The following is an 18,219-nucleotide window of genomic DNA, read 5'->3' as shown; positions in this document are numbered from 1 at the left end:
GATTTTACCCTCACCATTACCTCTTAATATGTAGGGCTATTTGGAAATCAACTCATTGGAGCGAGAACATGATTAAAAAAATTATTCTGGGCTGTGCCGTTACCGCCGTCATCGGCTATTTGGGGACCGTCGGTTATGTCTATCATTACGATCAACAGCGTAACCCCGCCGTTGCTGGCAATCAAATCGATACCCTGCTAACCCGCAATGGCTGCGACTATTGTCACTCCAACTCGGCTCAGCTTCCCTTCTATGCCGAGTTACCGATCGCCAAACAAATTATGGCGCAGGATATCCTTAGTGGAAATCAGCATTTCAACCTCGATGCTACCCGCTCCGCTCTGCAACAAAAAACTGCGGTGCCTGAAGTCGATCTGGCTAAGCTGGAAGCCGTACTGCAAAACCAGGAGATGCCACCGTCAATGTATAAGCTGGTCCACTGGGGCGGAAACGTCAGCGACGGCGATCGTAATGAACTACTGAGCTGGGTCCGTCAACAGCGCGAACAGTTCTACACTTTGCCAGAGACGCCAGCCGAACTGCGCGGTGCCGCTTTACAGCCGGTGCCAGCCTCGCTACCTACCGATCCGCAGAAAGTGGCGCTGGGCTTTCGACTGTTCCACGACCCGCGCCTGTCGAAAGATAACAGCATCTCATGTGCCCACTGCCATAAGCTGGGCGAAGGTGGCGTGGATGGGCGCGTCTCATCGTTGGGGGTTGGCGATCAGGTCGGGCCAATCAACGCCCCGACGGTGTTTAATGCGGCCTTCAATATGGCGCAGTTCTGGGATGGCCGAGCGGCAGATTTACAGGCTCAGGCCGGTGGCCCACCGATGAACCCGATCGAGATGGCCTCCGAGTCCTGGGATGAAATCATCGCTAAACTGGATCAGGACGTCTTGCTGAAGGCCGACTTCCAGCGCGTCTATGCTAACGGCTTCACCGGCGATAACATTACCGACGCCATTGCCGAGTTCGAAAAGACGCTGATCACGCCAGATAGCCCGTTTGACCGTTACCTGAAAGGCGATAATGACGCCCTGACGGCGCAGCAAAAACACGGCTATCAACTGTTCCAGCAAAACAAATGTGGCACCTGCCATACCGGGGTCAACCTTGGGGGCCAGTCCTATGAGGTCATGGGGCTGAAAGCGGATTACTTTGCCGCTCGCGGCAACCCCACCGAGGCCGACCTTGGGCGTTACAATGTCACTAAAAATGATAACGATCGCCACCGTTTCAAAACCCCAACGTTACGAAACATCGCTCAAACCGCCCCTTACTTCCACGACGGCAGCGTGACTTCGCTGCACCAGGCGGTCAAGGATATGCTGACCTATCAGGTCGGCGTTACCCTACCAGACAGCGATATCAACGATCTGGTCGCGCTGCTGGAAGGCATGAGCGGTAAATATCAGCCTGCCACGCCTCCGGGCGGTTGATACTGTAGCCACAACGCCAGGTTTCTGATAAAGATTCTCTGGTTTTCAGGTGGGTAGACAAGCACAATGCCCACCTGAACCTCTTATTCTTCATCACTGCCGACACATGAATCAATTGGTCCCTCTGCACCACTATCGCGCCCTGCTGCGCCATCTGTTTATTGCCATCCTGCTCGGCATTTGTGCTGCGCTGGCCGTGTGGTTATTTCACCGCGCCATGTACGGGCTTGAATGGTTGTTGCTGGATCACGAGGAAGGCAGTTTGGTGGCCGCTGCCGCTGCACTGCCCGGATGGCGCAGAGCGTTGACGCCAGCATTGGGTGGATTAGCCGCTGGCTTTTTGTTGTGGATCTACCAGCGTTACCAACATCAAAGACCCATCGCGCCAACGGATTATATGGAAGCGATTGAAGCCGGTGACGGACGGCTAGCCGTTAACGCCAGCCTGATAAAATGCCTAGCCTCACTGTTGGTGGTTTCCAGCGGTAGCACCATTGGCCGCGAGGGGGCGATGATCCTGCTGGGGGCGTTGGTGGGGTCGGTATTTGCCCAGCGCTTTACCCCAGCGAAAGAATGGAAATTGTGGGTGGCTTGCGCTGCCGCAGCCGGGATGGCTAGCGCCTATCATGCCCCGTTGGCGGGTAGCCTGTTTATCGCGGAGATCCTGTTTGGTTCGCTGATGCTGGCCTCGCTTGGCCCGGTAGTGATCGCCGCCGTGAGCGCGCTACTGATGACCAATCTGCTGAACGGTGGCCAGGCTCCGCTCTATATCGTGGAGCCGCTTGCTGCTCCCTGGCCGGTGCAGTATCTGTTAATGGCCTTGGTGGGCATACTGGCAGGAGTTTGTGGCCCGTTGTTTCTGTGGGCGATGGCGGCCAGCGGGCGGGCATTTCGCTCGCTCAATCTCATACCGCCATTACAGTTGGCGCTTGGCGGGCTGATCGTCGGGTTGCTTTCCTTGTTGTATCCCGAAGTCTGGGGAAATGGTTATAGCGTGGTGCAATCGTTGCTCTCGGCACCACCAGGGATGCTGCTGGTCAGTGCGATCCTGATTTGCAAACTGTTAGCCCTGTTGGCCAGTAGTGGATCAGGTGCACCTGGGGGCGTGTTCACGCCGACATTATTCGTGGGGGCCGCATTGGGCTCGGTAGTGGGCCAGATGTTTGGCCTATGGCCAGAGTTGGGTACTGCAGTGCCCATTCTGCTGGCACTGACCGGTATGGCGACATTGCTGGCTGCCACCACTCATGCGCCCATTATGGCAGCATTAATGGTGTTTGAGATGACCGGGGAATATACCCTGCTGCCAGGCATTCTGTTGGCTTGCGTTATCGCCACTACCATTGCTCGCGGGCTACGCCCACAGTCGGTTTATCACAACGCGTAACGGTCAACCAGCTGCGAAACGTCCAGATATTGTGCCAGCTCACGTTGTTCTGCGCGCGGCAGATACGGGATCTCACCCAGCAATGGAGCCGGAATACGCTGCTGCATCGCATCGATAGTTTCTGCATAGTGAGCTAAACCAGGGTTGATACGATTAGCCACCCAGCCCAGCAATGGTAAGCCATCGTTAATAATTGCCTGTGCAGTTAATAGCGCATGACTGACACAGCCCAGTTTGATCCCGACCACCAGGATAACCGGCAGTTGTTCCTGTACCACCCACTCGGCATAAGGACGGAGATCGTTCATCAATACCCGCCAGCCGCCGCTGCCCTCCACCACTACCGTATCGGCCTTGGCGGCGAGATGGTGCAAACCACGGCTCATCAGTCCGTAATCAATATCCTGGGTTGCATGGGCATGAAACACCTCATCCAGACAGGTGATCGGATTGATTTCATCATAGGACAGCGGCAGTGAGGAAGAGGCCTGTAAAACTAAAGCGTCTCTATTGCGGATGCCTTCACCGGTTTCATGGCAGCGCGCCGCAATGGGCTTATAACCCGCCACTGAGCGACCTTGCGCGGCGAAAGCCTGCAATAAACCGCGGGAAACCACTGTCTTACCTACGTCGGTATCCGTGCCTGTAACAAATAAACGCTTTAACATGAATAGATTGCCTTGAAATGCCTCGTTAACCTAAAAAACCGCCGTAAATCACGACGAGAGTCGTCCTACGGGAAAAGTCTAGGGGATGCAACTCAACGGGGGCTTGAGGTAGCTCAATCTTTTGGCGGTAAATAATAAGAAACTCTGATAAGGGGTATCAAGGTCAAAGGAACGAAAACGTACCCAGGTTTTTGTGGCGCCGAGTGCCTCGTATCGGCATGATCCAGGGAGCTAACTACCGTGGTTTTAATGGTCGTTGAACCTAACCCCTATTTTCTTTTTGTCCACACTGGTGGGGAGTTTTTCTGGGTGAATAACTTTCCCGATGGGGGTATAGCGGTAGGATGATTCAAATGACTCATAGAACAACACCAACGTTTGCGTACCGTACAACATGAGATCGCCTGCCTGAATAGTCCCAGGCCGTACAGGGCTTGAAGGCAACTTATGGGGAAGTTCGGCAAATATCTCATTCCCATTCAACTCTTCCATACCAAGTTGCAATGGTAAAGAATTAACAAATGCTTTAGCCGCTGGATTGTCGTGAAGTTTGACCTCAAATTGTTGGTCATCAATATTCATTTTAACCATCATCGGGCTCTCCTTAAGGGGCGGGTTAATGATCATGTCGGCATGGCCTGCCAAAGTACAAGCCAGCAGCAGACCCGGTATTAATGTGTTCTGATATTTCATGCGATAAACCCAAAAAAATTAGCCACACCCGTCAGGATGCGGCTTTTGACATTATTTGAGATTAGCTTTAAAGAACGACGTCAGCTTGGCAAATGGGATCATGTCGCTACGGTCATAAAGATCGACATGGCCTGCCCCCGGCACGATGTACAACTCTTTCGGCTGTCCGGCACGTTTGTAAGCATCTTCACTAAATTCTTTAGAATGCGCCCGATCGCCAGTGATGAACAGCATCGCGCGTGGCGAGATCGTTTCAATATCGTTGAACGGATAGAAGTTCATGAACTTCCCAATGCTGCTCAACATAGGTTTGGTTGTCAGCTCTTCTTTCTCACCCTGTGGTGTATAACTTCCTCGCGGTGTGCGATAGAAATCGAAGAATTCTCGTTGAATTGCTGGCGTTGAATCATCAAGCTGGTTAACGGTACCTGGGATATAAGCAATGTCTCCGCCATTAAACTCAACAGCTCGTTGTTCTATTGCAGATTTAATGAATGCTTTACGCTGTTCAGGCGTAACGGAATGATGAAGACCATGGCGGAAAGCCGCCCCCATGTCATACATACTCACCGTGGCCACGGCCTTCATTCTCGGGTCAATTTTGGCAGCACTGATAACGAAGCTCCCGCTACCGCAAATACCCAGCACGCCAATTTTCTCCGGATTAACGTAAGGTTGAGTATTCAGATAATCGACCGCGGCACTGAAATCATCCGCATAAATTTCCGGAGAAATAAGATGGCCGGGTTTTCCTTCACTTTCTCCCCAGAAGGAAAGATCAATTGCCAACGTCACAAACCCTTGCTCGGCCAGTTTCTGGGCATACAGATTTGAGCTTTGTTCTTTTACCGCCCCCATCGGATGGCCAATGACAATCGCCGGGTTTTGTGAATTCTGATCCATCCCTTTCGGTATAAACAGATTGCCGACCACATTCATCTGATACTGGTTTTTGAAGGTCACCTTTTGCTGGGTGACTTTATCGCTTTGGTAAAAATTATCGGCTCCGTTAGACATATCGGCGCCAACTGCCGCAAATGAACTGATTAACAGCCCTAACAGCATGGTAAATTTTCTCATCAGAGAACTCCTCATTGAGTTTGGTGGATATCTTTACGTGACGTCAATAACGCCAGGGCGGCCGCTATCACTAACAAAATGCCGCTGATGGTGAAGGTGCTTTGATAACCGCTGTGGTCAAATGCTAACCCGCCGATTGTGGAGCCTAATGCGATGGACAGTTGCACTATGGCAACCATCAGGCCACCGCCAGCCTCCGCATCTTCCGGCAGTGTTCTAGCGATCCACGTCCACCAACCGGTGGGTGCAGCAGTGGCGATTAAGCCCCATAAACCAAGCAGTGTTGCAACAATCCAAATACTCTGACCAAAAGCGATCAGTGCTCCGGCAATAGCGGCCATTAGCAAAGGGATGGCAATGAGTGTGGGGTAAAAACCTGATGCCAAAAATGCGCTAATCACCAGGGTTCCGATAAAACCAGCAACTCCTATTGCCAGTAAAATAAGCGACAACGTAGTGATATCTACCTGCGTTACCCTCTCAAGAAACGGACGTAGATAAGTAAACAAAGCAAATTGGCCCATAAAGAATAATCCGCAGGCCGCAAGCCCCATCGCCACAAGCGGGTTAGCCAAAAGACGAAAAACAGTACCGTTACGCTTATCGCTTTTATCAGCCTTCATTGCAGGCAGGCTGAACCACTGCCAGATAAAAACAATCACTCCAACCGGAACAAGGCAAAAGAATGCGCCTCGCCAACCGATAATCGAGCCCAGATAACTGCCAAGTGGTGCGGCTATAACGGTTGCCAAGGCGTTACCCCCGTTAAAGATGGCCAGCGCACTTGGAACCTGGTGTTGCGGAACCAGGCGAAGAGCAGTAGCGGCTGATAAGGACCAGAACCCACCAATAGCAATACCAATCAGGGCACGGCCAACCATGTAAATCAGGTAACTGGGTGCTAACGCGAGAATGGCTCCGGAGAACGCCATCAACGCAGTCATGCTCAACAGTAATGTCTTGCGATCGAGACCTCCGGCCAGTGTAGAAATGGAGAGACTCGTCAATACCGCAAATACGCCGGAAATAGCGATCCCCTGCCCAACCAGCCCCTCACTGATCCCTAGCTCTCCCGATATGGGCGTCAGCAGGCTGACAGGCATAAACTCCGAAGCAATAAGCGCAAAGACACACAACGTCATGGCAAATACTCCGCTCCAGTATGCGCGTTCTTTATGAGGTGATAGATCGTTCGACAAGATGGGCATAAATTGCTGACTCCGAATAACCCCCGGCAGTTTTCAGGTAAACCGCGGCCGAACGCTATTCGCAGGAATAACGTCAGGAAAGTAAAAATGGAAAGAGCAACAGCGTTTATCCGCCATCGCTTAATAATCTCTTGCTGGAAATTTTACACTCAGGGTGCATCATTACTAGCTAATGAATGCTTAATAGGTTTATAACTGTAGCTTATTAATGAGACGGGCCATACCTGATGAAACGCAACCTGAACGACCTGCTCTATTTTGTCACGGTCGCACGTGAAAGCAGCTTTACCCGTGCCGCAGCACAGCTGGGTGTAACGCAGCCTGCACTCAGCCAGGCGATTTCTGCACTTGAAGATCGTATGCAAATTCGCCTGCTGACCCGTACCACCCGTAGCGTATCGCCGACTTCCGCCGGAGAGCGGTTGCTACTGGCTATTGGTAATCGCATCGATGAGATTGAAGCCGAACTGGATATGCTGACCGCGCTGCGCGATAAGCCTGCAGGTACGGTCCGTATCACCTGCGGGCCAAATGTTTTACACAGTACCCTGCTGCCAAAGCTGACCCCGCTGTTGCATGAGTACCCGGATATTAATATCGAGTTCGACGCAAACCATGGTTTTCGCGATATCGTGGCAGATCGGTTTGATGCGGGCGTTCGACTGGGTGACACCATTGATAAAGACATGATAGCGGTACCCATCGGGCCCAAATTACGTATGGCCGCAGTGGCATCTCCGGGCTATTTTTCACGTTATCCTATCCCCAACACCCCCCATGAGTTGACGCAGCACAGGTGCATAAATCAACGTATGGTCAGGTCTGGGGGGTTGTATATCTGGGATTTCGATCAGGATGAGGGGGATCTTAATGTTCGCGTCAGCGGACAGCTCATTTTCAATACCTCTGAACATATTGTTGCTGCGGCGCTTGCAGGACACGGGATTGCTTTTTTGCCAGAAGAAGAGTTTGGATCACATATTAAAGAAGGTAATCTGGTGCGTGTGCTGGAGCAATGGTGCAAGCCCTTCCCCGGCTACTATCTGTATTATCCCAGTCGCAAACAGCCTTCTCCAGCATTCTCGTTGGTCCTTGAAGCACTTAGGATCGGTCGAAAGCGTAGCCCTGCCAACGAGACAGTGGAAGCGTAGTTTTTGGGTTCAATTCCCGGGTAGTTAATGCCACAGGCTAAATCAACCTTGTAGCAACTTCACCAACAAAGAACCGTTATACATGGCTTCTTTCACCAGTGCGGCTCCCGGCATGGTGCCTTGGTTGAAGAACTGGGTGGATTCAACTTGAACATGCTCGCTGTACGCAGGCAAGGATTGCTGACGAATGCAGGAAGCAATCGCCGGATGCAGAATTTCAGCGGCCCGGTTCAACGGTGAACCTACCAGGATTTTTTCCGGATTGAACAGGTTGACCATGATCGCCACAATGCGCCCGACGCTGTGCCCGACGCCAAGAATAATATCTTTGGCTAACTGATCGCCAGCCATTGCCGCATCGCATAGCGATTCCACGGTCAATGGTGCGCCATGCAGCATGGAAGACATCGAGCCTCCCAAACGTTGCTGGACAATTTCCAGCATGTTTTCAATACTGGCGACCGTTTCCAGGCAACCATGGTTGCCGCAATAGCAGCGTTTACCGTACGGATCGACCTGTGTGTGACCTATCTCCACCACGCTGCTGCTACCCGCATGCAGTACGCGTCCGTTAGTGATCACCCCTGCACCAACGTTATGATCGATGACGACCTGAATGACGTTGTGGCTGCCACGGGATGCGCCATACAGCGCCTCTGCCATCGTCCAGGCGCAGATATCATGCTGAACATAAACCGGCAGGCCCGTCAGTGCCTCTAGCGCTGGCCCCAATGCCATTTCGTTGACGTCATAAAACGGCATGCGGTGAACAATACCCGCGGCGGTATCAATCATGCCGGGCAGTGTGATGGCGATGGCGGTTAAACGTTCCAGTTTGCTTTGGTGACGGATAAAGAACTGATCGACTTCACTAACGATACGCTGTAATAACGGTTCGGGATGTTCGGCTTTTAACGGCAGCAGTTCTTCAACCACCATCTTGCTACTGAGATCGCGCAGCGCCAGGGTAATGGTGCCACGGCTGATACGTGCAGAGAGGTAATGCCAGGCTTCGGTGTCCAGCACCAGGCCAACGGCCGGTCGGCCACGGCTGCCCACTTCCTGATATTCGGTTTCTTTAACCAGATGCGCTTCGAGCAGCTCACGCACTATCTTGGTGATACTGGCAGGTGCCAGCTGTGCCCGCTTGGATAATTCGATGCGCGAAATCGGTCCCAGCCGATCTATCAGCCGGTAAACTGCCCCTGCATTGGTTTGCTTGATCTGATCAATATGCCCAGGCTGCCCATCCGCAATCACACACCCGCTCCTGCTATTTTTCGCGCTTCTAAATAAAGATTAGGGGCTATGGTGGGGCTTTTGGAATACAGCGTCAACTATTTGATTCGTTATGTGATTAACAGCACAAATTCACCGAGCTTTCCGCCAAAAACGCCTCTTATTTACCCAGCTTTGGGTTCGAGCATCAGCGCCATTAACGCCTTGGCCGCTGCCGTTAACGGCCTGCTGCGATGATGCACCAACCAGACCTCAGTCATCGCCTCCGGCTCGGCTAAGGGGAGATAGGTCACCCCATCGATCTTCACTCTGCCAAATGACATCGGCAAAATGGAAATCCCCAACCCGGCCGCGACCAGACCGATAATAGTCATCGCTTCCCCCACTTCTTGCGTGATGTAAGGGGCGATCCCGGCATTGGCCAGTAAAGCCAGAATTTCGTCATACAGCGCGGTGCCCACTTCGCGGGAAAAGAACACGAAGGGTTCCTGGGCCAAATCGCTGAAACGCAGCGTGCCTGATGCCTTTAGGGTTAACGGGTGGCCATTCGGCACTACGGCAAGCAAGGGCTCGCGTAATAACAACTGATGCTGCAGCGCATCCGGCAAGCGGGTATTGCGCATCACGCCCAGATCAAGGTCACCGTTGAGCAGCGGTTCAAGCTGTTGCTTGGTGTTCACCTCACGCATTTTGATATGTACATCCGGTGATAACTGGCGAAAGGCTCGCAAGCTACGGGAAACCACGCTGATAAACGGAGCCGAAGAGGTAAAACCAATCGTCAGTTCACCCAGTTCACCACGCTCCAGGCGCGCCGCCTTCTCTGCTGCCCGGTTGACCTGGGCAAGCACCTGATAGGCTTCTTTCAAGAACATCTCCCCCGCCTGAGTCAGGCTGACATTACGGTTATTGCGTGCCAGCAAACGCGCGCCCACCATATCCTCCAGTGCCTGGATCTGTTGGCTAAGGGGCGGCTGGGAGATCCGTAGCCGCTCCGCCGCCCGGCCAAAATGCAGTTCTTCAGCGACGGCCACAAAGTAACGCAAATGTCTGAGCTCGATATTCATACTTTAAACATCTTAATTAGGATGATTAATATATTAGACAAAAAACTGGCCGCTCCCTATGATTTTGTGACTCAAGACGTATTTTTTATCTCCCTAACCCGGTAAGGAACCGCTGTGACAACCGCTTCGCGTTCTGCGGCCAGTATGCCAAAAACGCTGCCTGCGCCTGACAGTGCCCCAACAACCAAACGCACCACGCTGAATAAACTCCCCTACATCGAACGCGGTACACCTCAGTTTATGCGTGTGACCTTGGCGCTGTTCTCTGCCGGGCTGGCTACCTTTGCGTTGCTGTACTGTGTGCAACCGATCTTGCCGGTGCTTTCGCAGGATTTTGGTATCTCCCCAGCGGAGAGCAGCCTTTCTCTTTCCTTCTCCACTGGGATGTTGGCCATCGGCCTGATGTTTACCGGCCCGCTGTCAGATGCGATCGGCCGCAAGTCGGTGATGGTGGTGGCCCTGCTGTTGGCGGCAATCTGTACGCTGATTTGTGCCTTCATGACCAGTTGGCACGGCATCTTGGTGATGAGGGCGTTGATTGGGCTTTCGCTGAGCGGGGTTGCGGCAGTCGGTATGACCTATCTGAGCGAAGAGATCCACCCGAGCTTCGTGGCCTTTTCTATGGGCCTCTATATCAGCGGTAACTCGATCGGTGGGATGAGTGGGCGCCTGGTGACCGGGGTGCTCACCGATTTCTTCTCCTGGCGGATCTCGCTGGCGGTGATTGGGGTGTTCGCCCTGGCGGCGGCTTGTATGTTCTGGCGCATTCTGCCCGCGTCCAAACACTTCCGCGCCAGTTCATTGCGGCCAAGGACGTTGCTGATTAACTTTAAGCTGCATTGGCACGATAAGGGGCTGCCGCTGCTGTTTGCCGAAGGGTTCCTGCTGATGGGTAGCTTTGTGACAATGTTCAACTACATTGGCTACCGCCTGCTGAGCGATCCTTATCATCTTAGCCAGGCAATTGTGGGCCTGTTGTCGGTGGTGTATCTCACCGGTTCTTACAGTTCACCCAAAGCGGGTGCCCTGACCTCCAGATTTGGCCGCGGCCCGGTGCTGCTGGCGTCCATTATCATTATGCTGATCGGGATACTGATCACCGCCCTGGCCCCTGTCACAGTGATCTTTATTGGCATGATGCTGTTCACTGCCGGTTTCTTTGCCGCCCACTCGGTTGCCAGCAGTTGGATTGGCCGCCGCGCACGCCGGGCCAAAGGCCAGGCTTCTTCGCTCTATCTGTTTTGTTATTACGTGGGTTCCAGCGTTGCCGGTACGCTGGGCGGCGTGTTCTGGCATAACTTTGGCTGGGGCGGCGTAGTCGCCTTTATCAGCTTGATGCTGTTGCTGGCCCTGCTGGTTGGCCATTACCTGAAGAAATTGCCGGAAGCCGCGCGTATCTAACCTCCAGACCCTTTCCGCTCAGGGAAGGGTCCACCTTAGCTCCCTGTTCAGCCAAGTTCACTCATTGCTAATGACGATGATGCGGCTGAAGTTGCCACTCTGGTTACACTGCTCTACAATGTATGTTGTAACTAAAATGCGAGGTAATGATGGATAAGTACAGCCTGATCGGCAGAATGAATGCGCGTTTTAGCGAGCTGGAACAGGCATTGGCGCAACTCCACCAGCAGATCCAACCGTTGCGATTGCTGGCCGCAAGGGTATTCAGCCTGCCAGAAATCGAGAAAGGTAAGGAGCATAGCGCCATCGAACAGATCAGCGTGCAGCAGCATGTGGGCCAGGCTGCCCGTGACCTCGCACTGGAACACTACCAACGGCTGTTTATCCACCACAACCGCCAACATATCAGCAGCAAGGCGGCGGTAAGATTGCCCGGTGTCATTTGCCTTGAGACCGAAAGAGCCGAGTATCTGGCACTACAACAGCAGATCGCCCGGATCAACCGCCTGAAGGCGGAGTTAGAACAGATCATTACCGTCGAGTCTGGCCTGGCACCTGAGCAACGTTTTGAGTTTGTGCACACCCACCTGCACGGTTTGATCACCCTTAGCGCCTATCGCTCCATTACCCTGCTCACCAACCCGGACTCGGTGCGTTTTGGCTGGGCCAACAAGCACATCATCAAGAAGGTGAAGCGCGACGATATCCTGGCGCAATTAGAGAAAAGCCAGAAAGCCGGGCGCGCCGTTCCGCCCTACAACCGCGAACAGTGGGCCGAGTTGGTGGGCCGAGAAATTGACGACGTCAGCCGCCTGCCGCAGAACGCCACGCTGAAAATCAAACGGCCGGTAAAGGTGCAGCCAATCGCGCGCGTATGGTATCAACCGCAGCAAAAACAGGTACAGCACCCCTGCCCGCTGCCGCTGATTGCCCTGTGCCAACCAGAGATGGGCGCACAGGTGCCGAAGATCGGTGAACTGCTCAATTACGACGTGACGGCGGTAAAACACAAATATAAGCCGGAGGCTAAGCCTCTGCGCTTGCTAGTGAAACGCCTGCATCTGTATACCGATGTTGAGGGATAATTAACGGGCGTAAAATCAGTTTATCGCGGTATTTGGTTGAACGGGCACAGCATGTGTGCCCCGTATGGCGAATCAAGCAGTGGAAGAATTACTCGTCGTTAAGCTGGTAAACACGCAGCCGATGGCCATCAAGATCGGCCGCAACAAAGGTGTAGCCGAAGTCCAGCTCGACCGGAGATTGCACGATAGTTAATCCTTTATCCCGCCATTGTTGATAGAGCGCATCGACCTGTTGCGGTTGTTCACACATAAAGCAGATTTCTGTACCGCCACCGGTCGCCGCTGGCGCAGGTTCAACGGTATGTTTTGACCACATGCCCAGCTTGAAACCGTTATTCAAGATAAACAAGGCAAAGGTGGGAGACTGCTCGACAGGTTCAGTTCCCAACAGCTGGCGATAAAATTCGGCGCTTTTTTCTGGGTTATCGACATAAATCATGGTCATGCTTGGGGTAGTCATCACGTTATCCTCTGAGTGGGAACCGGCTGGCTCCTGATAACGTCACTCTAGTGCCCCCTACTGTCAGTTTATGGCAGCAGGATCATTGTGCAATGCCCTCGCTTTCCCGCCACTGCTTCATCAGTGCCCGGCGGCCGCGCGGGTAACGCAGTTCTAGCGGCATCAAGCGGCCAATACGATCAAGGCGGAAATGGCGTATCGAGCCACGCAATTCACACCAGGCCATCAGGATCTGTACCTGTTCAAAGTAGCCCATGGCAAATGGCCACAAGATACGCTCGCTGCCATTACCGGCATAATCCCGATACTCCACCTTTATTTTACGCTCCAAACGGATGGCTTCACGGATCGTCACCAACGTTTCATCGGCCACATAGGCAGTAGGCACCGGGCCGATTAGCAGCGTATTGGCATCCAGCTCTTCACGCAGTTCCGCAGGCAACACGGCGGCAATTTTTGCCAACGCATTGGTCGCCGCCCCGGCAAGCTGGCTGTCACCCCGGCGTTCTACCCAGCGCATACCCAGAACCAGCGCTTCGATCTCAGTTTGCGAGAACATCAGCGGCGGCAGCATAAATCCCGGCCGTAATACATAACCGATCCCGACTTCGCCAACAATATCTGCCCCCTGCTGCTGCAAGGTGGCGATATCGCGGTATAAAGTGCGCATGCTGATCCCCAGCTCTTCGGCCAGGGAATGCCCAGCGACCGGGTAACGATGGCGGCGCAGGATCTGCATCAGATCGAGCAGGCGTTGAGTGCGGGACATGGGTTACTCTCGTTGCAGCAGTTGTTGAATAAAGTCGGCAAAGGCACGGGCCTTGGCCGAGATGAAGTGCCCACTGGGAAACACCGCCCACAGCGCCAACGGTGGTAACTGCCATTGCGGCAAGACGGCAACCACCTTGCCCTCACGTAATTCACTACGAAACAGCCCTTCACAGGCTACCGTCGCACCAAAGCCAGCCACCACCATTTCACGTAAGCATTCGGTTGCACTCACGCGTACCCGGCCCTGCAATCGGACCTGTTGCTGCTGTTGTTCATGGGTGAACAGCCACTCCTCAGCGCCACCCGCACGGTGATGGATCACCATATCATGCTGTAGCAACTCCCGTGGCATATGGGGCATCCCTGCTCTGGCAAAATACGCCGGTGCCCCGATGACTCGTTGCGTTGCTGAGCCCAATTTGCGGGCGGTAAAGCCGGAGTCAGCTAAATCACCAATACGCAAAGCGATATCGATCCCCTCGGCGATCAGCCCCAACTCGCCTTCATCAAGCAGCAGATCCATTGCCAATTCCGGGTTTTCGTGTAGAAACCGGCTCAAGTCCGGCAGTTCAATCATACGGGAAAACACCGCAGACGAAGCGACCCGCAGCCGACCAGTCAACACCTCGGCCACGCCTGACACGGCCGATTCGGTTTCCGCAACCTCATGCAAGATGTGCTTGGCCCGCAGATAGAGCTGTTGTCCCGCTTCCGTCGGCCGTAAACCGTGAGTAGAGCGAAGGAGCAAGCGCGTATTCAGCTGTTGTTCCAACCGGACAATCGCTTTGGATACCGCCGGTTGACCCACGTTAAGCCGCCGGGCCGCAACGGAAAACGATCCTGCCTCAAACACGCTGATATAGGTGGCGTAGTCGCCTAGCTTATCCATCCTGCCATTCCCCACTGGAATAACCATTAGTGATCACCGCACTCTACCCCCATACAACGACAATAGGCAAACTGGTTGCTGTCCATTCGCTATTTTAAGGAACAACATGAAACTTCAGGATCAGCTCGACGCGTTCAAAGCCGCTTTTGAAGCAGGCCAACTGCCCTTCAAGCTTGCGCCCTCGGACCATGAACTCTTACGTCAGGGTATCGACGAGCTTATCAGTACAGAAATGGCCAACAACGCCTTGTCGGTTGGAGATCGCGCCCCTGAGTTTACTTTGCCGGATACCCAGGGTAACCCAGTCTCTTCCCGGCAATTGCTGGCTCAAGGGCCGCTGGTCGTCAGTTTCTATCGGGGAGGATGGTGCCCATACTGCAATATGGATCTCCAGGCACTGCAAGCAGTTCTGCCTGAGTTGCGTGACGGTGCCAACCTGGTGGCCATCTCGCCACAGTTGCCGGTTAACGGCCAGCAAATGCAGCAAGCGCATGGCTTAACGTTTCCTTTGCTGACGGATAGCGGCAATAGCCTGGCAGCACAGTTTGGTTTACGTTTCGCGTTGGCGAATGATCTTGTCGAGCTTTACACCAACAGCTTGGGTATCGACCTGACCAAGCTTAACGACGAAAGTGGATGGACATTGCCGATGCCTGCCCGCTTCGTTATCGCGCCTGGCGGTGACATCATTTATGCAGAAGTTAACCCGGATTATACCCAGCGTGCGGATCCACTGGCGTTGGCTTCATTGCTGAAGGGGTGAGCCGCGCTGCCAGGCGCTATCACCGCGCCTGGCCTTTGGCCTTATTTCCTCATGCTGCCGACCATCTCCTCTGGCCGTACCCACTCGTCAAACTGCTGTTCGGTCAAATAGCCCAACTTCAGCGCCGAGGCTTTCAGGGTTAATCCTTCCTTGTGGGCCTGTTTGGCGATTTCTGCCGCCTTGTCATAACCAATATGGGTATTCAAGGCGGTAACCAACATCAGCGACTCGTTAAGCAACTGGCCGATGCGTTCGCGGTTCGGTTCAATCCCCACCGCACAGTGCTCATTGAAGCCGCTCATGCCGTCTGCCAGCAAACGGATAGATTGCAGATAGTTGTGAATAACCAGCGGGCGGAATACGTTCAGCTCAAAGTTACCGGACGCGCCGCCAATGTTCACCGCCACGTCGTTGCCCATCACCTGCGCACAGAGCATGGTCATCGCTTCACACTGCGTGGGGTTGACCTTCCCCGGCATGATCGAGCTGCCCGGTTCATTTTCAGGAATTGCGATCTCACCGATGCCACAACGTGGGCCAGAGGCCAGCCAGCGCACATCGTTGGCGATCTTCATCAACGAGGCGGCCAAGCCCTTCAAGGCACCGTGGCCATGCACCAGCGCATCGCAGGTTGCCAAGGCTTCGAACTTGTTCGGCGCGGTGACAAAAGGCTGCCCGGTCAGTTCTGCCAAAGCCTTCGCCACCCGCACAGCGTATTCGGGATGAGTGTTCAGCCCGGTCCCCACAGCCGTACCGCCCAAGGCCAACTCACTAAGATGCGGGATGCTGGCTTCGATATGTTTGAGGTTATATTCCAACATCGCCGCCCAGCCGGAGATTTCCTGACCCAGCGTCAGCGGCGTAGCATCTTGTAGATGGGTGCGGCCGATTTTGACGATATCGTGGAAAGCTTCTGCCTTGGCATGCAGCGTGCGGTGCAGCGCTTTCAACTCAGGGATCAGATGCTCGCGCACCGCGATCACTGCCGCTACATGCATTGCAGTAGGGAAAACGTCGTTGGAGCTCTGGCTTTTATTGACGTCGTCGTTGGGATGGACCCGCCGCGCATCACCGCGTTCGCCCCCCAGTAATTCGCTGGCACGGTTGGCCAGCACTTCGTTCATATTCATGTTGGTCTGGGTGCCGGAACCGGTTTGCCAGATCGACAATGGGAATTCATTGGGGTGCTTGTCCGCCAGCACTTCATCGGCAGCCTGGATAATCGCCTTGCCCCGCTCTGCTGGCAGCAACCCCAGATCCATATTGACGCTGGCTGCCGCACGCTTGGTCATCGCCAACGCATGGATCAGCGCCGGGGGCATTTTTTCTGACGAGATACGGAAATGTTCCAACGAACGCTGAGTCTGCGCGCCCCACAGTTGGTCGGCGGGTACTTCGATGGGGCCCATTGAGTCTTTTTCAATCCGAACGCCTGCCATCACGGTCTCCTTAGCACAATTCCTAAAATGAAGGGGAAATGCCAACGAGTGATAGCCCGTTGGCGAGCCTCCTCAGTATAGCCAGATAATAACTATTCGCATTAACGTCCTGCGCAAACAGCATTTTTAGCCATCTTGGCTTGCATGCGCCTGCGCCACATTGTTTACTTAGCGCAATTTTCTTGAGAAAGCAGGGATACGATCATGCAAAAAATGACTAATGCCATCCAAAACTACGCCTGGGGCAGCGTTGATGCGTTAACCAAGCTATATGGCATTGCCAACCCGACAGGCAAGCCAATGGCCGAACTGTGGATGGGTGCCCACCCTAAAAGCAGCTCACAGGTCACCGATCAGGCAGGAAACCTGCGTTCTTTGCGTGAAGTGATTGATACCGACCAGCCTAAACAGCTGGGTGCCGAAGTGGCACAACGCTTTGGTGAACTGCCGTTCCTGTTTAAGGTGCTGTGTGCCGACCAGCCGCTCTCCATTCAGGTCCATCCAAGCAAGAGTGCCGCAGAGGTAGGTTTTGCCAAAGAAAATGCCGCCGGTATTCCGTTTGACGCCGCAGAACGCAACTATAAAGACCCGAATCACAAGCCGGAACTGGTGTTTGCCCTGACACCGTTCCTGGCGATGAATGGCTTCCGCGAACTGGATGATATCGTTGCATTATTACACCCGCTTTCCGGCGCACATCACGATATCGCCGCCTTCCTGCAACAGCCAGATACCGCCCACCTGTCGACCCTGTTTGCCAGCCTGCTGGGAATGAGCGGTGAGCAAAAAACGCTGGCGCTTGGCGTGCTGAAAGCCGCCTTGAACAACCAGCAGGGTGAGCCTTGGGACACCATTCGCTTTATCGCTCGTTTCTATGCCGACGACAGCGGCCTGTTCTCTCCGCTGCTGTTGAACGTAGTCAAACTGGCACCGGGGGAAGCCATGTTCCTGTATGCCGAGACCCCACATGCCTATCTGAACGGCGTCGCGCTGGAAGTGATGGCAAACTCGGATAACGTGCTGCGCGCGGGCTTGACGCCAAAATTCATCGATATTCCTGAACTGCTGGCCAACCTGCAGTTCCGCCCACAACCGGCATCTGGCCTGCTGACTCAGCCAGAGCAACGTGGCAAAGAACTGTTCTTCCCGATCCCCGTTGAGGACTTTGCCTTCTCGTTACACGATCTCGATGCCATACCGCAACCACTGGCGCAAAACAGCGCGGCGATCGTGTTCTGTGTAGAAGGTGAAGCAACGCTGGAGAAACAGGGCCAACAGGTCATCTTGCAGCCAGGTGAATCCTGCTTTATTGCCGCCTTTGAATCCCCGGTTAACGTCACCGGGAGTGGCCGTATCGCCCGCGTTTATAATCAGTTGCCCTAATTGACGGTAAAATATAGGTAAATAAGTTGCTAAGATGATTAGTTTACCTACACAATAAAAACGCCTACGGGCGTTTTTTCGCAGGCCCAATTG

17 protein-coding genes are annotated in these 18,219 nt (G+C 53.8%); 7 read left to right on the top strand and 10 right to left on the bottom strand.

The features are described 5' to 3' along the window. Positions 1–71: 71 nt before the first annotated feature. Positions 72–1,442 (top strand): cytochrome c peroxidase, encoded by a 1,371-nt coding sequence (locus KGP26_RS13820; protein WP_371824950.1) that lies wholly within the window; start codon positions 72–74, stop codon positions 1,440–1,442. Between the two features lie 106 nt (positions 1,443–1,548). Further along, the gene (gene clcB / locus KGP26_RS13815; RefSeq protein WP_223665577.1) at positions 1,549–2,829 is read left to right on the top strand and encodes a voltage-gated ClC-type chloride channel ClcB; all 1,281 of its coding nucleotides are present in this window, start codon (positions 1,549–1,551) and stop codon (positions 2,827–2,829) included. On the opposite strand, the gene bioD is transcribed toward clcB, so the two are convergent. The 4 genes from bioD to KGP26_RS13795 all read right to left on the bottom strand — a co-directional run bounded on the left by bioD (position 2,817) and on the right by KGP26_RS13795 (position 6,478). Continuing rightward, the gene (gene bioD / locus KGP26_RS13810; RefSeq protein WP_021804479.1) at positions 2,817–3,497 is read right to left on the bottom strand and encodes a dethiobiotin synthase; all 681 of its coding nucleotides are present in this window, start codon (positions 3,495–3,497) and stop codon (positions 2,817–2,819) included. The genes clcB and bioD overlap by 13 nt on opposite strands. A 246-nt stretch (positions 3,498–3,743) precedes the next feature. Next, on the bottom strand, positions 3,744–4,190 hold the full coding sequence (locus KGP26_RS13805) for a cyclophilin-like fold protein (RefSeq protein ID WP_223501433.1): 447 nt from the start codon (positions 4,188–4,190) through the stop codon (positions 3,744–3,746). Positions 4,191–4,241: 51 nt separating this feature from the next. Beyond that, on the bottom strand, positions 4,242–5,270 hold the full coding sequence (locus KGP26_RS13800; RefSeq protein WP_166734889.1) for an alpha/beta hydrolase: 1,029 nt from the start codon (positions 5,268–5,270) through the stop codon (positions 4,242–4,244). A gap of 11 nt (positions 5,271–5,281) precedes the next feature. Next, the gene (locus KGP26_RS13795; protein WP_179247427.1) at positions 5,282–6,478 is read right to left on the bottom strand and encodes an MFS transporter; all 1,197 of its coding nucleotides are present in this window, start codon (positions 6,476–6,478) and stop codon (positions 5,282–5,284) included. 227 nt (positions 6,479–6,705) lie between these two features. On the opposite strand from KGP26_RS13795, the gene KGP26_RS13790 reads away from it, so the two are divergent. Next, on the top strand, positions 6,706–7,629 hold the full coding sequence (locus KGP26_RS13790; protein ID WP_223538462.1) for a LysR family transcriptional regulator: 924 nt from the start codon (positions 6,706–6,708) through the stop codon (positions 7,627–7,629). Positions 7,630–7,671: 42 nt separating this feature from the next. Here the strand turns inward: KGP26_RS13790 and KGP26_RS13785 are convergent, their stop codons facing one another. Both KGP26_RS13785 and KGP26_RS13780 read right to left on the bottom strand, forming a co-directional pair. Beyond that, a complete protein-coding gene (locus KGP26_RS13785) occupies positions 7,672–8,889 on the bottom strand; it encodes an ROK family transcriptional regulator (protein WP_223538461.1) in 1,218 nt (405 codons plus the stop codon). 143 nt (positions 8,890–9,032) lie between these two features. Next, on the bottom strand, positions 9,033–9,935 hold the full coding sequence (locus KGP26_RS13780; protein WP_021804485.1) for a LysR family transcriptional regulator: 903 nt from the start codon (positions 9,933–9,935) through the stop codon (positions 9,033–9,035). 144 nt (positions 9,936–10,079) lie between these two features. Here KGP26_RS13780 and KGP26_RS13775 point away from each other — a divergent pair, with 144 nt between their 5' ends. Together KGP26_RS13775 and tus are read left to right on the top strand one after the other, a co-directional pair. Then, entirely contained in the window at positions 10,080–11,336 is a 1,257-nt protein-coding gene (locus KGP26_RS13775; RefSeq protein WP_181817507.1) for an MFS transporter, read from the top strand. Positions 11,337–11,485: 149 nt separating this feature from the next. After that, on the top strand, positions 11,486–12,421 hold the full coding sequence (gene tus, locus KGP26_RS13770; protein ID WP_218520391.1) for a DNA replication terminus site-binding protein: 936 nt from the start codon (positions 11,486–11,488) through the stop codon (positions 12,419–12,421). Between the two features lie 88 nt (positions 12,422–12,509). Here tus and KGP26_RS13765 read toward each other — a convergent pair whose 3' ends face one another. The 3 genes from KGP26_RS13765 to KGP26_RS13755 form a co-directional block, all read right to left on the bottom strand. Continuing rightward, a complete protein-coding gene (locus KGP26_RS13765; protein WP_059200751.1) occupies positions 12,510–12,881 on the bottom strand; it encodes a VOC family protein in 372 nt (123 codons plus the stop codon). Between the two features lie 82 nt (positions 12,882–12,963). Beyond that, a complete protein-coding gene (locus tag KGP26_RS13760; RefSeq protein WP_059200750.1) occupies positions 12,964–13,650 on the bottom strand; it encodes a YafY family protein in 687 nt (228 codons plus the stop codon). Positions 13,651–13,653: 3 nt separating this feature from the next. Beyond that, complete coding sequence (locus KGP26_RS13755; RefSeq protein WP_218519393.1) at positions 13,654–14,541, bottom strand: LysR family transcriptional regulator; 888 nt, start codon at positions 14,539–14,541, stop codon at positions 13,654–13,656. A gap of 106 nt (positions 14,542–14,647) precedes the next feature. Here KGP26_RS13755 and KGP26_RS13750 point away from each other — a divergent pair, with 106 nt between their 5' ends. Continuing rightward, positions 14,648–15,304, top strand: a complete 657-nt coding sequence (locus tag KGP26_RS13750) for a peroxiredoxin-like family protein (RefSeq protein WP_223501423.1) — start codon at positions 14,648–14,650, stop codon at positions 15,302–15,304. Positions 15,305–15,345: 41 nt separating this feature from the next. Here the strand turns inward: KGP26_RS13750 and fumC are convergent, their stop codons facing one another. Next, positions 15,346–16,743, bottom strand: a complete 1,398-nt coding sequence (gene fumC / locus KGP26_RS13745; RefSeq protein ID WP_094981766.1) for a class II fumarate hydratase — start codon at positions 16,741–16,743, stop codon at positions 15,346–15,348. Positions 16,744–16,947: 204 nt separating this feature from the next. Here fumC and manA point away from each other — a divergent pair, with 204 nt between their 5' ends. Then, a complete protein-coding gene (manA, locus tag KGP26_RS13740; RefSeq protein ID WP_223665576.1) occupies positions 16,948–18,126 on the top strand; it encodes a mannose-6-phosphate isomerase in 1,179 nt (392 codons plus the stop codon). Positions 18,127–18,219 lie beyond the last annotated feature (93 nt).

It is taken from the genome of Serratia sp. JSRIV002 (assembly GCF_019968725.1).
Classification (GTDB): domain Bacteria; phylum Pseudomonadota; class Gammaproteobacteria; order Enterobacterales; family Enterobacteriaceae; genus Chania; species Chania fonticola_B.
This window is presented reverse-complemented; position numbering and strand designations above follow the sequence as displayed.